This is a genomic window from Alkaliflexus imshenetskii DSM 15055, from assembly GCF_000517065.1.
GTDB classification, from domain to species: domain Bacteria; phylum Bacteroidota; class Bacteroidia; order Bacteroidales; family Marinilabiliaceae; genus Alkaliflexus; species Alkaliflexus imshenetskii.
Genome location: NZ_KI912105.1, coordinates 2,333,832 through 2,348,991 on the forward strand (window position 1 = coordinate 2,333,832; position 15,160 = coordinate 2,348,991).

At 43.5% G+C, this 15,160-nt stretch carries 12 protein-coding genes; 8 read left to right on the top strand and 4 right to left on the bottom strand.

The genetic code is table 11. The features are described 5' to 3' along the window. Positions 1–8: 8 nt before the first annotated feature. The 8 genes from leuC (at position 9) to ALKIM_RS0109780 (ending at position 9,617) form a co-directional block, all read left to right on the top strand. Positions 9–1,412: a 3-isopropylmalate dehydratase large subunit gene (gene leuC / locus ALKIM_RS0109745; protein ID WP_026474474.1), complete on the top strand. Its 1,404-nt coding sequence runs from the start codon at positions 9–11 to the stop codon at positions 1,410–1,412. A gap of 52 nt (positions 1,413–1,464) precedes the next feature. Beyond that, positions 1,465–2,055 (top strand): 3-isopropylmalate dehydratase small subunit, encoded by a 591-nt coding sequence (gene leuD / locus ALKIM_RS0109750; protein WP_044117868.1) that lies wholly within the window; start codon positions 1,465–1,467, stop codon positions 2,053–2,055. A gap of 120 nt (positions 2,056–2,175) precedes the next feature. After that, positions 2,176–3,711 carry an alpha-isopropylmalate synthase regulatory domain-containing protein gene (locus tag ALKIM_RS0109755; RefSeq protein WP_044117869.1) on the top strand — a complete coding sequence of 512 codons (1,536 nt, stop codon included), beginning with the start codon at positions 2,176–2,178 and terminating at the stop codon, positions 3,709–3,711. Between the two features lie 114 nt (positions 3,712–3,825). After that, on the top strand, positions 3,826–4,896 hold the full coding sequence (leuB, locus tag ALKIM_RS0109760) for a 3-isopropylmalate dehydrogenase (protein WP_026474477.1): 1,071 nt from the start codon (positions 3,826–3,828) through the stop codon (positions 4,894–4,896). Positions 4,897–5,135: 239 nt separating this feature from the next. Next, the gene (locus ALKIM_RS0109765) at positions 5,136–6,245 is read left to right on the top strand and encodes a peroxiredoxin family protein (protein ID WP_026474478.1); all 1,110 of its coding nucleotides are present in this window, start codon (positions 5,136–5,138) and stop codon (positions 6,243–6,245) included. 37 nt (positions 6,246–6,282) lie between these two features. Beyond that, positions 6,283–7,449, top strand: coding sequence for a TlpA disulfide reductase family protein (locus ALKIM_RS0109770; RefSeq protein ID WP_026474479.1), 1,167 nt, complete (start codon positions 6,283–6,285; stop codon positions 7,447–7,449). A 302-nt stretch (positions 7,450–7,751) separates the two neighbouring features. Beyond that, positions 7,752–8,507, top strand: coding sequence for a UDP-2,3-diacylglucosamine diphosphatase (locus tag ALKIM_RS0109775; RefSeq protein WP_026474480.1), 756 nt, complete (start codon positions 7,752–7,754; stop codon positions 8,505–8,507). A gap of 21 nt (positions 8,508–8,528) precedes the next feature. Beyond that, on the top strand, positions 8,529–9,617 hold the full coding sequence (locus tag ALKIM_RS0109780) for a 3-oxoacyl-ACP synthase III family protein (RefSeq protein ID WP_026474481.1): 1,089 nt from the start codon (positions 8,529–8,531) through the stop codon (positions 9,615–9,617). A 70-nt stretch (positions 9,618–9,687) separates the two neighbouring features. On the opposite strand, the gene ALKIM_RS0109785 is transcribed toward ALKIM_RS0109780, so the two are convergent. The 4 genes from ALKIM_RS0109785 to ALKIM_RS0109800 form a co-directional block, all read right to left on the bottom strand. Beyond that, the gene (locus ALKIM_RS0109785; protein ID WP_026474482.1) at positions 9,688–9,981 is read right to left on the bottom strand and encodes a 4a-hydroxytetrahydrobiopterin dehydratase; all 294 of its coding nucleotides are present in this window, start codon (positions 9,979–9,981) and stop codon (positions 9,688–9,690) included. A 49-nt stretch (positions 9,982–10,030) separates the two neighbouring features. Beyond that, complete coding sequence (locus ALKIM_RS0109790; RefSeq protein ID WP_026474483.1) at positions 10,031–11,041, bottom strand: glycosyltransferase; 1,011 nt, start codon at positions 11,039–11,041, stop codon at positions 10,031–10,033. A 108-nt stretch (positions 11,042–11,149) separates the two neighbouring features. Then, positions 11,150–12,223: a hypothetical protein gene (locus ALKIM_RS0109795; protein WP_157363874.1), complete on the bottom strand. Its 1,074-nt coding sequence runs from the start codon at positions 12,221–12,223 to the stop codon at positions 11,150–11,152. A 278-nt stretch (positions 12,224–12,501) separates the two neighbouring features. Then, positions 12,502–14,529, bottom strand: a complete 2,028-nt coding sequence (locus ALKIM_RS0109800) for a transketolase family protein (RefSeq protein WP_026474485.1) — start codon at positions 14,527–14,529, stop codon at positions 12,502–12,504. Positions 14,530–15,160: the final 631 nt, after the last annotated feature.

Genomic DNA, 15,160 nt, shown 5'->3' on the forward strand with positions numbered 1-15,160 from the left:
CAAATACCTTGGCAGGAAAAACACTTTTCGACAAAATCTGGGAGAAACACGTGGTGAATAACGTGGAGGGTGGTCCCAGTGTATTGTACATCGATCGTCATTTGATCCATGAAGTAACCAGTCCACAGGCTTTTGCCGGACTCAAAGCGCGCGGGATTAAAGTGCGCCGTCCCGATAAAACCATCGCGACGCCCGACCATAATATCCCAACCATGGATCAACATTTACCTATTCATGACGAGTTGAGCCGCTTTCAGGTGAATAAACTGAAGGAGAATTGTGAAGAGAACGGGGTGCAGATGTATGGACTTACGCACCCATACAATGGTATTGTTCACGTTGTTGGTCCTGAACTGGGACTTACACAGCCCGGAATGACCATTGTGTGCGGCGATAGTCACACTTCAACCCATGGTGCTTTCGGAAGTATTGCTTTCGGTATAGGTACCAGCGAAGTTGAGATGGTGCTGGCCACGCAGTGTCTGATGCAATCTCGCCCAAAAACCATGCGTATCAATGTAGAAGGAAAGCTCCAGAAAGGCGTTACATCTAAAGATATCGTGCTATACGTTATCTCTCAGATTTCAACCGGAGGTGCAACCGGCTACTTTGTTGAGTTTGCAGGCTCTGCCATTCGTTCACTCTCCATGGAGGCCCGCATGACCATTTGTAATATGAGTATTGAGATGGGTGCACGGGGTGGTATGATTGCGCCCGACGAGATTACATACGAGTATGTGAAAGGCCGCGAATTTGCTCCCAAAGGAGCCGATTGGGACAAGAAACTGGCTGAGTGGAAACAGCTGCCATCAGATGCCGATGCGAAGTTCGACAAGGAGCTTACTTTTAAAGCTGAAGATATTGAGCCAATGATTACGTATGGCACAAATCCCGGCATGGGAATTGGCATTACAGGAAGCATACCTAAACTTTCCGACATCGACAAAGCATCACAAAACACCTTTAAAAAGTCGCTCGACTATATGGGTTACAACGATGGTGATGCCATGATTGGTAAGAAGGTAGATTACGTGTTTGTTGGAAGCTGTACCAATGGCCGTATCGAAGACTTGCGTGCCTTTGCCGCTTTTGTGAAAGGGAAGAAAAAAGCCGACAATGTAGTTGCATGGATTGTTCCCGGAAGTAAGCAGGTTGAGAAGCAGGCCATTGAAGAGGGTCTGAAAGAGGCTCTTGAAGCAGCCGGTTTTGAGTTGCGTCAACCGGGTTGTTCTGCCTGTCTTGCCATGAACGATGATAAAATTCCGGAAGGTCTGTATGCTGTATCTACTTCAAACAGAAATTTTGAAGGACGTCAGGGCCCTGGTGCACGCACCATGCTGGCCAGCCCGCTAACAGCTGCAGCTGCCGCAATCACAGGTGTAATTACCGATCCCAGAAGTTTTCTTTCGTAGCACACATTTCTGGTTTAAGATAAGGAATTTGTAATATTTAAAAGTAGTTAAGATGCCTATAGATAAATTCGTCACACTTGAATCGTCATGTGTGCCGCTACCCATAGAGAACGTTGATACGGACCAGATTATTCCCGCACGGTTCCTCAAGGCCACTACACGCGACGGTTTTGGTGATAATTTGTTTTGCGATTGGAGATATGATAAAAACGGTAATCCAAAGGCCGATTTCGTGTTGAACAAACCAATTTATTCTGGCGAGATACTTGTTGCCGGAAAAAACTTTGGTAGTGGTTCGAGCCGTGAACATGCGGCGTGGGCCATTGGAGGATACGGCTTTAAAGTGGTTGTATCCAGTTTTTTTGCCGATATCTTTAAAAACAATGCACTCAACAACGGGATTTTACCGGTTCAGATTTCAGATGCTTTTTTGGCTCAGATTTTTGAAGCTGTAGATGCCGATGCCAAAACCATCATTAAGATAGATCTTGAGAACCAGACAATTTCAGTGCCTTCAAGGAGCATTTCAGAAAAATTTGATATCAATCCATACAAGAAGAAGTGCCTGATTAATGGGTATGACGATATCGACTACCTGATCAGTATTGCAGATGAAATTGAAGCCTGGGAAGCAAAAGCTTAATTTGAAGTTGTTTATATCCGGTTCCGGAGACTGGCTTCAGTTTCCGGAATCATTTTCCCTCTAAATCACCCTACCGGATGTGTCGGTTGTGGCACTTCGTTTACACAAATCTATAGAAAAATGACCATCGTAGAAGTAATGGATACCACCTTGCGCGACGGTGAACAAACCACCGGCGTGTCGTTTAGCGAGGTTGAAAAACTGACGATAGCCCGTTTATTGCTTGAAGATTTAAAGGTTAATCGCATCGAAGTGGCTTCGGCTCGTGTTTCCGATGGCGAGTTTCGCGCTGTCAAAAGAATCACCGAATGGGCCCGAAAGCACAATTGTCTGGACAGGGTCGAAATTCTCGGGTTTGTTGACAAGACGGTGTCTCTCGACTGGATAGAAGAGGCTGGAGGGAAGGTTATTAACCTACTCACGAAAGGATCGCTTAAGCATCTTCAGGGACAGTTACGCAAAACGCCTGATGAACATCTTACCGACATCCAATTTGTAATTGATGAAGCCGAAAAGCGTGATATACAGGTAAATGTATATCTTGAAGATTGGTCCAACGGCATGCTGAGTTCACGCGACTATGTGTACTACATGATTGACTATCTGAGCAAAGCCAACGTACGCCGAATTATGTTGCCCGACACTTTAGGGATTCTAAACCCCGATCAGGCCTACGCTTTCTGTAAGGAGATGGTCGACAGATATCCCGGTGTCCATTTCGATTTTCATGCCCACAACGACTATGATTTTTCGGTGGCTAATGTTTATATGGCACTAAAAGTGGGCGTTAAGGGTATTCATACCACCATTAATGGCTTGGGCGAGCGGGCTGGTAACGCTCCACTGGCGAGTGTTCTCGGAATGATGAACGATCATCTCAAGCTACCTAATTCCCTGGAAGAGTCTAATCTGACCAAAGTTTCCAGAATGGTGGAATCCTTCAGCGGTGTTCGGATACCTGCCAATAAGCCTTTAACCGGAGAGTATGTGTTTACGCAGTGTAGTGGAGTACATGCCGATGGCGACAATAAAGACAATCTCTATTTTAATCAACTGATGCCTGAGCGATTTGGGCGGGTGCGTCGTTATGCGCTTGGTAAAACATCGGGCAAGGCCAATATTCTTAAAAACCTTGAGGAGTTAGGTATTGAACTCACTGCCGATGACATGAAGAAGGTTACCCAGCGTGTTATTGAACTTGGCGATAAAAAAGAGACTGTCACCACAGAAGATCTTCCATACATTATTTCGGATGTGCTCAAAAGTGAAAGCACTCGAGAAAATATTAAGTTGTTGAATTACAGCCTCAGTTTGGTTCGTAAGATGAAACCGGTGGCAAGCATCAGGTTGCAGATAAATGAAGATACTTTTTTTGAGACTGCTGTAGGCGATGGCCAATACGATGCGTTTATGAAGGCACTCTGGAAGATCTATGACCGCCTTGGTCGTGAACATCCGGTATTAACCGATTACTGGGTGTCAATTCCTCCCGGAGGAAAAACAGATGCATTGGTTGAAACGGTTATTACCTGGGATTTCAAGGGACAGGAGTTTAAAACTCGTGGACTGGATCCCGATCAAACTGAAGCTGCCATCAAGGCTACGCTTAAAATGCTGAACATCATTGAAAATGATGAGGTTAAATTTAAAGGGTAACATCGCTTTGCATAAGTGTAGCATTCAGGTTTGATTTCAGATGTCAGGTAACAGCGAGGAGAATATATAAACATCGAGATATACATCAAACAGAAAATAAAAAAATCGAATATAATGAAACTCAACATTGCAGTTTTGGCCGGTGATGGTATCGGCCCGGAGATTATTGATCAGGCCATCAAGGTGGTGGACGCAATATGTGAAAAAAAAGGCCATACAGCTACGTACACAAAAGGTCTTGTGGGCGCCACCGCTATTGATCAGACCGGCAATCCATATCCCGATGAGACGCACGAGCTGTGTATGAATTCTGATGCCGTACTTTTTGGTGCCATTGGTGATCCAAAATTCGACAACGATCCCAAAGCTAAGGTACGACCTGAGCAGGGACTTTTGGCCATGCGCCAAAAACTGGGACTTTATGCCAACATACGTCCAGTGAGTACTTTCCCTTCATTATTGCACAAATCGCCACTGCGTGCCGACCTGGTTGAAGGTGCCGATTTTGTCGCTATTCGCGAATTAACCGGAGGTATTTATTTCGGACGCCCGCAAGGGCGGTCTGAGAATGGTGAAACAGCCTATGATACCTGCGTATATACAAAATCTGAAATTGAGCGTATTTGCAAGCTGGCATTTGAGTTTGCAGGGAAGCGCCGTAAAAAGCTTACCGTGGTAGATAAAGCCAACGTATTGGCCACCTCACGCCTTTGGCGCGAAACGGTTCAGGCTATGGCACCTGCCTACCCCGACATCGAAGTAGAGTATATGTTTGTAGACAATGCTGCCATGCAAATTATTCAGTGGCCAAAGCGCTTTGATGTAATGGTAACAGAAAATATGTTTGGCGATATTCTTACCGATGAGGCCAGTGTAATAACTGGGTCACTTGGGTTGCTGCCATCGGCAAGCGTGGGAATACATACTTCTGTTTTTGAACCTATCCATGGTTCTTATCCGCAAGCAGCAGGGAAAAATATTGCCAATCCCGTGGCCACCGTTTTGTCGGCTGCGCTTATGTTTGAGTATGCTTTTAATTTGAAAGAGGAGGCTGAACTGATCCGCAAGGCTGTAGATGCGTCACTTGAGCAAGGTGTTGTTACCGAAGATATTGATAAAACCAAGCCATATAAAACATCTGAAGTTGGTGATTGGTTGGCAGCTTACATACGTAAAAATGCCTGAATCTAAATTGTCAAATACACAGAGAAGCCGGTTTTTTCAGACCGGCTTCTTCGTTATCCGGGAAACGCCGTTGCGTTTCAACTTTCCGGATTCCCTGTGTTTATCTGTTGATGTCCAAAGGTCATAAGGGTTGCGTCCTATAGCTCAATAAAATCAAGTCAAAATGTAAAAATGGCGGCCAGGTTGTTGTCACGCTTTGGTTTAGCCTGTATATTTGTGGCATTCAAAATTATGACACCATGTTTCGACTCATTTTAACGTTGTTGGTTGCCGCTTTTATCTGGTCCTGTGGCACCAAAAAGGAACCTCCTCTTTTGTCCGGCTTGATGTGGGGAGGAGAAGGCAACAGGTTGATAGTGAAATGTGCCAGAAATCCGATGGAGCTCTCTGATACCATTATAATAGATCATTTGGGAGAGTTTTACTGGAATCCTGACAGCATCTGCACCGGATTTTATCGTTTGGAGAAGCTTACCGGTGAGGGCATCTTGTTGGTGTTTAAGGATAATGAGAAGATTTATGTGGACGCCCAATACATCAATTTTCCGGAAAATGTTAAAGTTACAGGCTCTCCTTATAGTAATGGTTTCTATTTAATTGAGCAAAACAGCCGCAATTGGCTTGAGGCGATGAATAAAATTACTGCGGTAACCAACGATTCCGGATGGATTGCCAGGAGGGAGGCTGTGAACTTTCTGAAATCTGACATCGATTCGGTGAATGCTTCGTTTCGGAAGCGTGCGCTCGAGATTTCATCCTCACCCCTCGAGAGGATGTATGCCCTTCTACAGGAGGCCGGTAATTACCGTTTGTTTGACCCGTGGGATGACCGACAGCTCTTTTTTCAGGTGGACTCAGCCGTTAACTGGTACTCAGGCTTACCCGAAGTGGATCAGTTTCGCCGAAGCGTGAGTGTCATCCGGCACATGGATGAGATGGATCGGCTGCTTGCTCCAGGCAGCATTTTTCCACGTATTGAGAATGTAACCTTACGTGACACCATAGATGTGCTGAGGCAACTCGGTAGTCCGCTCTATCTTGAATTGGTGTGTGCCGATGATAGGATGCCTGTTTCAATCTGGCAAAGACATTCAGGAATCCTCGACAGGTACAAACGGGCAGGATTAACTGTCTGTTCAATGATGCTGGATTCCGTTCAAATGAGTCAACTCAATGTGGCCGATGGCTTCAACTCCGGGTTTGAGGCCAGTGATGAATTTGTGCTTCAGGCTCTTGGCATAAGAAGCATTCCTGCTAATTTTGTGCTTGACAATGATGGGGTTATAGTTGCCCGTAATGTGTGGCAGCAAAACCTTGAGAAGGTTCTGGATTTATTACTGAAAAAATAATCTATATTTACCACTTAATTGAAAAATTAGCCTTTTTATGAAGCAGATTGCTTTTATTTTATTGCTCGTTGCTGTAGTAACCGGTTGTGCCAAAAAGCCGCAATTCGTTGTTGAAGGTCAGATTGAGAATGCTGCCGGACAAAAAGTGTTGCTCTATCGGATGGATTTGAACCGTGATGTAGCCATCGACAGTGTTACAATTAAAAGGGATGGTTCTTTTAAATTTCGCCAGCCAGCGCTTTCTGAACCTACTTTCTTAAAACTTTCACTAAGTCCAACCAGCTTTATAACTCTTTTGGCTGATACCACTGAGCACATTGTTGTGCGAGGAGAGAGCGCTTCTTTTGCCAGAAGATATGTGGTAGAAAACTCTACAGGTTCACGCCACGTTCAGACTTTAAAGCGCGATGTGACCCGTTTAAGAACTGTGCTCGACAGTCTGGTGAATCACTATAACACTTTGTCTGATGAACAGAAATCGGCCAATCTTGAACGTATTGGGCTGGAAATGGATCAACATTTGGCAGACTATAAAAAGCGGGTGGGTGAATTTGTTATGGATAATCCCCGCTCCTTTGCCAGTTATTATGCCCTGTTTCTAACCTTGAGTGATGGAAGTATGGTAATGAATGTAATGGATAAAAAGGATCAGGTCTATTTTGCCATGCTCGCTACCAGCCTAAATCTGCTTTATCCCGATTCAGAAAGAGTACGCCACCTATACGACTTTGTGCTTAATGTAAAGGTAGAAGAGCGACGTGCCCGTATGCTCGAAGCGTTGATGGAAACCGAAGGTTCTGATTTGCCCGAAATTGTTGCCGCAAACGCACAAGGGGTGGATGTACCACTTTCATCTTTACGTGGCAAAGTTATTTTAATTTCGTTCTGGGCATCTTGGGATGGCGCATCGCGACGCGAAAACCAAACCCTCAAAAGAATGTATCAGCGATATAAAAACCGGGGCTTCGAAATTTATCAAATTGGACTGGAAAGGAGCCGTGTGCTATGGGAAAATGCGTTGGTTCAGGATGAAATTGATTGGACAAGCGTAACCGAAATGCAGTACACCGATTCTTATGCAGCGCGCGTGTATAATATTCAGCAGCTTCCTGCCAACTATCTGATAAGCCGAGATGGCGAGATTATAGGCAAAGACCTGTTTGGCAGCCGTTTGGAAGAGCGCTTAAGAGAAATATTCAAATAGGATGTTGTAAAAAACTTTATATCGTAGAAAGGCAGACAGTTTAGTTGTTCTGCCTTTTTTCATTTACAATAGGTTCAAATTCCGACTTTCAACAACAAGTGGAGATAACTTGTTTTAGAGCGCTATAGGATCACACTGGGTGATCATTTAATTTTTTTTGACAATTTCTGAATATTTGGCTGGTTCGTTTTATTGATTCACAATGCATTACATAATGTGAATATGTTTGGAAAATGGAATAAAAAACTAATATCTTTGCGCACGGATTTTAAACGACCATTATTTTAGTTGTATCAACGGTTTTGGAACAGCGCAAAAAGATATATTTCGCATCAGATGTGCATTTAGGTGCTCCTACCATTTCTGATCCGGTAGCCCATGAACGCCGGTTTGTCCGATGGCTCGATTCCATTAAGGATAGCGCAGCAGAGATCTATCTGCTAGGCGATATTTTTGATTTTTGGTTTGAATACAAGAAAGCCATTCCTCGTGGTTATTCCCGTTTTATAGGCAAGCTCTGTGACCTCACCGACTCGGGCATTCCGGTGCATTTCTTCACCGGTAATCACGACATCTGGATTTTTGATTATCTGCCTACCGAAACCGGTATTACCATGTATCGCAAGCCTCTGGTGCGGGATTTTGATGGTAAAAAGTTCTTTCTTGCCCACGGCGATGGACTTACATCTTTCGAAAAATCATATAGTAGACTGAAAGCCATATTTACGAATCCTTGGGCTCAAAAACTGTTTCGGCTCATCCACCCGGATTTGGGCGTGTGGATAGCTACCACCTGGTCGCGCAAAAGCAGGGAGAAAAACCTTGAATCGCATGGATCTGTATTTCAGGGGGAACAAAATGAGTGGCTGGTTGTTTGGTCAAAAGAAATCCTTAAGGAAACACATTATGATTATTTCATTTTTGGTCACAGGCATTTGGCCATGGAGATAGATTTAAAGGAAAATAGTAAATTGATATATCTGGGTGATTGGGTGGCGCATTTTTCGTATGGAGAGTGGGATGGCCAGAATTTTCATCTGAAATTTTATAAAGAGTAAATTAATTTTGATTCGTATAGCATGTGTGCAAAAAAGTCTATTTATGCCGTAATTACCGGTTCCGGAAGTTATATTCCGCCAGTGGTAATAAAAAATTCTCATTTTGAGAACAATGTCTTCATGAATGAAGATGGGACGCGCATCGAAACGCCAGGAAATGAGATTGTTAATAAATTTGAGCAGATAACGGATATCATCGAGCGGCGTGTGGCTGAACCACAGCACGTTACATCCGACCTGGCTACTTTTGCTGCTCAGGATGCCATTAAATCCGCTAATTTCGATCCCGAAAAGCTCGACTATATTATTGTGGCCCACAACCTTGGGGATATTAAAAGTGGCGCTTTATACCCTGATATTCTTCCAACACTGGCTTCTAGGGTTAAAAACAACCTTGGTATTGTTAATCCTAACTGCGTAGCCTATGATATTACTTTTGGCTGCCCCGGATGGACACAGGCAATGATTCAGGCCAATTACTACATTAAATCGGGTGATGCCAAAAGCGCACTGGTCATAGGTGCTGACACTATCAGCCGTTCTACAGATCCACATGACAGAGATACAATGATTTTTGCCGATGGCGCAGGTGCTGTAGTTCTGGAAGCACGTGAAAGCGAACATCCTGTGGGCATGCTTAAGCATGCTGTGCGTACCGACGCCGTGGAGTATATGGATTTGCTCAGAATTGGCCAATCATACAATCCCGAAGTCGAGGGTGAAAACCTCTATCTTAAAATGCTTGGACGCAAACTTTATAACTATGCCCTCACCTATGTACCTCTGTTGGCTCAACAGTGTCTCGAAGCAAACGGAATGATATTAAAGGATGTGAAAAAGGTACTCATTCACCAGGCGAATGCAAAAATGGACGAGGCTATATTAAAGCGTTTGTGCCGTTTGTATGGTGAAAAGGATGCGGATTTGGATGTGATGCCAATGACCATTCGCACACTTGGAAACAGCAGTGTGGCAACTGTCCCAACACTGTTCGACCTTATTGTTAAGGGAAAACTGGAAGGGCACGAACTGAAATCAGGCGATAATGTGATGATGACCTCAGTGGGAGCAGGGATGAACATCAATGCCTTTATGTATAAAATGCCATAACAATTTTGGCCTCAATATTTTAAAAGCGCTGTGACATGGTTGTTGCAGCGCTTTTTTGATACCATGCGCGTTATGCAAACTTCTGGTAGAGTAACTCTGCTATGGATGCAAGTTTCATGTCGAGCATGGTGAGACCACCCACCGAATGGCTCCTTAGTCTGATGTTTACTTTGTTGTAACTGTTAAACCATTCGGGATGATGATCCATCTTTTCGCACTCAATCGCCATAGCAGTCATAAATGCAAAGGCTTCTACAAACGAGTTGAATTTGAGATTTCTATTGATGGATAGATCCTCAATGCCCCATTTTGGAAGTTGTTGGGCCACGTACGCAACTACTTCATCGTGTGTCATTTTTTTCATGCGTGAATTGTTCGTGAGTAATGAAATGACAATCGAGGCGATGTTTTGTTTATTTATGCTTCCAGTTTGCTGTGAAAATTAGTCCGGCCAATGCCGTGAAACAGAGGATAAATGGATAGATGCTGGCGTAGATAATAAATGATTTGGGCTTGTATGTTGTCCCGAAGAATTTTTTGCCAGACCTTAGTAGTGTTATGTCTGCCAAGGCCTTTATAACCCATCCGGATATTGCAACGAGCCAAAGTTTGGGCCAATAGATGGCGCCAATCATCGTAATAACAATTGCCAGGTTTGCAGATAGTACAGTGATGGCTAAGATTATGGAGTCAGCATCATGATATGCTTTGCTTTTACCACCCCAGCGCATGCGCTGTTTTATGAACTTTATAAATGTGGGTTCTGTTGCTGTTGTTACAATTGCACGTTCATCACGGATAAATGAGATTTGATGTCTTTTTTGTTTAAAAAGATGCAGCAAAAACACATCATCGCCCGAGGCCAGATGGTTGCCATGCATCAAGTTGTGATTCTCCTGGTATATTGAACGACAAAATGTGAGGTTAGCACCACTGCAAAACACTGGTCTTTTAATGACGGTAGCTGCTGCACCACTTATCTGAAGTGCGAAAAAATCAAGCTGTTGTATATCCGAAAAAAGCGTGCCATCCGATTGCATTGTAACCGGGCCAATTAACATAGAAGCGCCTGTGCGTTGTAGCTGTTCTGAAATGGCAGCAAGCCAGTTTTTCCCTACAAGGCAATCAGCGTCAGTGGTAACAATAGCTTCACCAATGGCTACAGCAATGCCTGATTTTATAGCTTGTTTCTTTCCTCTGCCTTGGGAGGCAATTACCCGAAAGTTATGTGGTAAATTGGTTATGGATTTTATCCGATGTACTGTATCATCTGTTGAATTATCATCAATAAGTATCACCTCAAACAGATGAGTAGGATAGGTTTGCGCTATGAGACAGTTTACAAGATCGGGCAACCTGAAAGCTTCATTTCTGAATGCAACTATCACGGAAAGAAATGGCGCCTTTCCGGTTGCCATTGGCATATTGACTGGTTTTTGCCAGTTATACCAAAAGAGTATTATTACGCAGGCATACCATATCACTGGTAATGTCCACAATAAAATGCACATCAGGATGGGTGCCAAGAGCGTTTATTTTTGGGTGACAGAAAGCACCCAGTTTTCCATATTTAGTTCTGTGAGCAACTCTTCCTGCCGTTGTAACGCCTTTCTTAACGATTGATGTCTTTCTGCACTAACCAGAAATCGATTTTCGTGGGGCAGTATCAATGCGCTTGCGTACCCTTTTTCGTGTAGAGATTTTAAAAACTCTGCAGCTTTTGATTCCTCCCTGAAACTGGCTACAATAATGTGATGTAGACGAACACCAACCGCGGGTTCAGGAGTAATAACAACTGGTTCTTCAACAATAGTCTCTTCAACTTGGGGCAACTCTTCCACATGCTCTATAACAGCAGGTTCCTGTTTTTTAGGTTTGAAGTCATCCAGAAGGCCGGTGAAAAACCAAAGAAATGCGCCCAGCAGCAATAAAATTATTAGAATAATTAAAGCAGCTAACCAGGGAGGGGTACCTGATTTGATAGTTTTTTCTTTAATAATGGTTTTCTTTTCTGCCGGTTTTGGAGTTGGTTTGGTTTCAGGTTTTTTGGTCGTTTCTGGTTTGCTCACATTTGCAACAACTACAGGCTTGGCTTTAGGCTGAGCAACAGGCTCCTCCCGCACAGGTTGTGGAGCCGGCCTGGGCTCAATATGTGGGGTAGTTGGTTTTTCAACGGGGCTTTTTTCTTCGGCCATTAAATCCAAATCCAGCAACTCATTGTCTGTGGTTAAATCAGGAACTGAAGTAGGCTGTTCTACTGGTTTACTTATAATTTCTTCACTCTGTGTTGGTGGGGTGAGTTGTTCAAAACGCAATACGCCATTCTCATCCTTCGAAAATGTTCCGATATCTTTTACGGTGTAACTTCCAGTTGTATCCAGAGCGGCACGTATGGTTTTTACGTAACTGTCAATTTTGTTGGAGGCAGTGGCCGAGTCAGTTCCTTCAACGGCGCAAATATGACTTATTAGCAGTCCGTCGTTGAAACTCAGAAAATTATTGAACAGTATGTTTTGCCCTTTCTCTCTTGACACGATGAAAGCGCCGAAATTCGGTATGATTATCCGGTTGTTCTCTTTAATTAATTCCAGTAAATAATTTTCCATAATAACCATATTTTGGAACAGGGATTTTAGAATAATATGCCAGTGCTGTCGGTTGTAAAACCGCATATTGTGCTACAAATATAGGCTTTCTGCTTTCAATATGGATACAAACAGCATGATTCGGGTAGTTGACTACCGTCGGAATTATCCATCTGATTAAATCTGCTTTAAATATAATTAGTTTTTTATGGAAAGTGGTACAAATATTTGCATTAAAAAAGCCCTGTTAATGGATTATCTCTCCATCACAGGGCTTTTTTGTTATGTTAATCTGACAATTATTTGTTCAGCAGGGCAGATACCTTCTCAAATACTGCTTCACCGGTGAAGCCAAACTCCTTGTCGAGCACGGTGTAAGGAGCTGAGAAACCAAAGCTGTCGAGACCTGCAACAAGGCCATTTTCGCCAACCAACCCTTCCAGGTTAACCGGCAAACCGGCTGTGAGACCAAACTTTGGTACGCCCGGTAGCAACACCTCGTTTTGGTAAGCTTTGGGCTGATTGCGGAATACGCCTTCACTTGGTACGGAAACAATCTGGATTTTCAGGCTTTTTTTCTCTCTTAGTATTTTAGCGCCTTCGATAAGGGTTGATACCTCTGATCCGTTTCCAATCAATACCACATCAATTTTACCTTCGTCTTTGGTAACAATGTAGGCACCTTTTTTCACCTGTTGAGACATTTCATAGTTGTTGCCAGGCAGGTTTACAATGTTTTGACGTGATAGGATCAGTGCCGTTGGTGTATGGGTGTTTTCAATTGCCATTTGCCATGCAACGGTGGTTTCCTCAGCATCGGCCGGACGAAGCACCAACACACTGTTTTGGCCGTGGTGGTTTTTCAGTTTCTCCATCAGCCTGATTTGAGCTTCCTGCTCAACTGGTTGGTGGGTAGGACCATCTTCTCCAACGCGGAATGCATCGTGCGTCCATACATAAATAACTGGAAGTTGCATCAAGGCAGCCAAACGTACAGCAGGTTTCATGTAATCACTGAATACGAAAAATGTTCCGCATACAGGAATTACACCGCCGTGTAGCGCCATACCGTTGGCAATAGAGGCCATTGTAAGCTCAGCCACACCAATCTGAAGGAATGATCCGGAGAAGTCTCCTTTTGAGAACACAGTTGTTTTCTTAAGGAATCCGTCTGTTTTATCAGAGTTGGCAAGGTCGGCAGACATCACAACCATGTTCTCAATTTTGCCTGCAAATTCTGCCAACACAGTGGATGATGCAGCACGGGTAGCATTGTTGGCTTTCTGTGTGATGGCTGAAAAATCAAATGCAGGTACTTCTCCTGACATGAATGATTTTAATTTTTTAGCCAGTTCAGGGTTTTTCGCCTCCCACTCTTTTTGCTCTGCTTTTTTTGCTGCTGCATATTTTGCTTTCTCTTCGTTTGCTTTGGCATACAAAGCAGCCACATCATCAAAAATCACGAATGGATTTTTTGGGTCGCCACCAAGGTTTTTAATGGTAGCATCAAAAGAGGCTCCGGCATGGCTCAAAGGCTGACCGTGTGTGCTCACCATTTTCTCGTAGCTTGAGCCATCTTCTTTAACAGCACCTTTACCCATAATGGTTTTACCAATGATAAGTGTAGGTCTCTCTTGCTCAGCAATGGCAGCTTTTAGTGCAGCGCGTATTTCGTCGTGGTTGTGGCCGTCGATGGTGGTAACAGCCCATCCCCATGCTTCATATTTTTTAGCTGTGTCTTCAGCAGTAACCTCGTTTGTTTCAGTTGAAAGCTGAATGTCGTTGCTGTCGTAGAACATTACGAGGTTGTTCAAACCAAGGAATCCTGCAATACGACCAGCACCTTGGGATATCTCTTCCTGTATACCGCCGTCAGAGATGAAAGTAAAAGTTTTATGCTCCATCCAGTTGCCAAAACGCTGCGCCAGGAAGCGCTCTGCAATGGCTGCTCCAACTGCCATGGTGTGGCCTTGTCCGAGAGGACCGGAGGTGTTCTCAACGCCTCTCACCACATCCACCTCCGGATGTCCTGGTGTTGGGCTTCCCCACTGTCTGAAGTTGCTCAACTCTTCCATGGTATAGGTTCCGGTAAGTGCCAATGCAGAATATAGCATGGGCGACATGTGACCGGGATCAAGGAAAAAACGGTCGCGGTTAATCCATTTTCTGTCCTGTGGATCGAAATTCAGGAACTCAGAAAAGAGAATATGGATGAAATCAGCGCCACCCATTGCTCCTCCGGGGTGTCCGGAATTGGCTTTTTCTACCATTGCGGCCGACAGGATACGGATATTGTCAGCAGCTCTTTTTGCAGTTTCTTTGCTCATGTTTCTGGCAATTATCAGGTTTGTTGTTTATTTGATTGTGTTTCGTAATCGATTGCGTATTTTAAGACGGGCATAAAAATAGACAAATTTTCGATACCATTGAAATCATTTTTTTATGATGAGGGCGAGAGTTGGGATGTGTAAAGGTTTGATATATAATATTTAGAGTAAAATTGGTTCCGATAGGTTGATGCGTTCTAGGATCGATTTTGTTTGTTAAGGACAGTATGGTCTTAAATAGGTTTTCCTAAACCTCGTGTGAATCAATCTCTTGTGCTGTTCTGTTTTGGTATGCATCATGGTTTTGAAATTTTTATCCTATACTACAACTCTAAATTTTATTGATGGAAAAGATGTAAAGATTGTATTATAAGCATTTCTACATTTTTATTTTTTTAATATTTTTTTTGATTGGGAGGATGGGTGAAACTTCACTTTACCGCAATACTATCCGGGCATTTTATGCGTAATCAGTCAGCAATTAATCAGATAATGAGGATCAAGCAGGTTTTGTAGTAGATTGGTTATCTGACTTTGTTTTGCGCATCAATACAAAGTATCCGGCAAATGGTGTTTTAGTATTGATTTATCGGAAATCTAACAGAAATACGTTCTTGATACCATGATTATA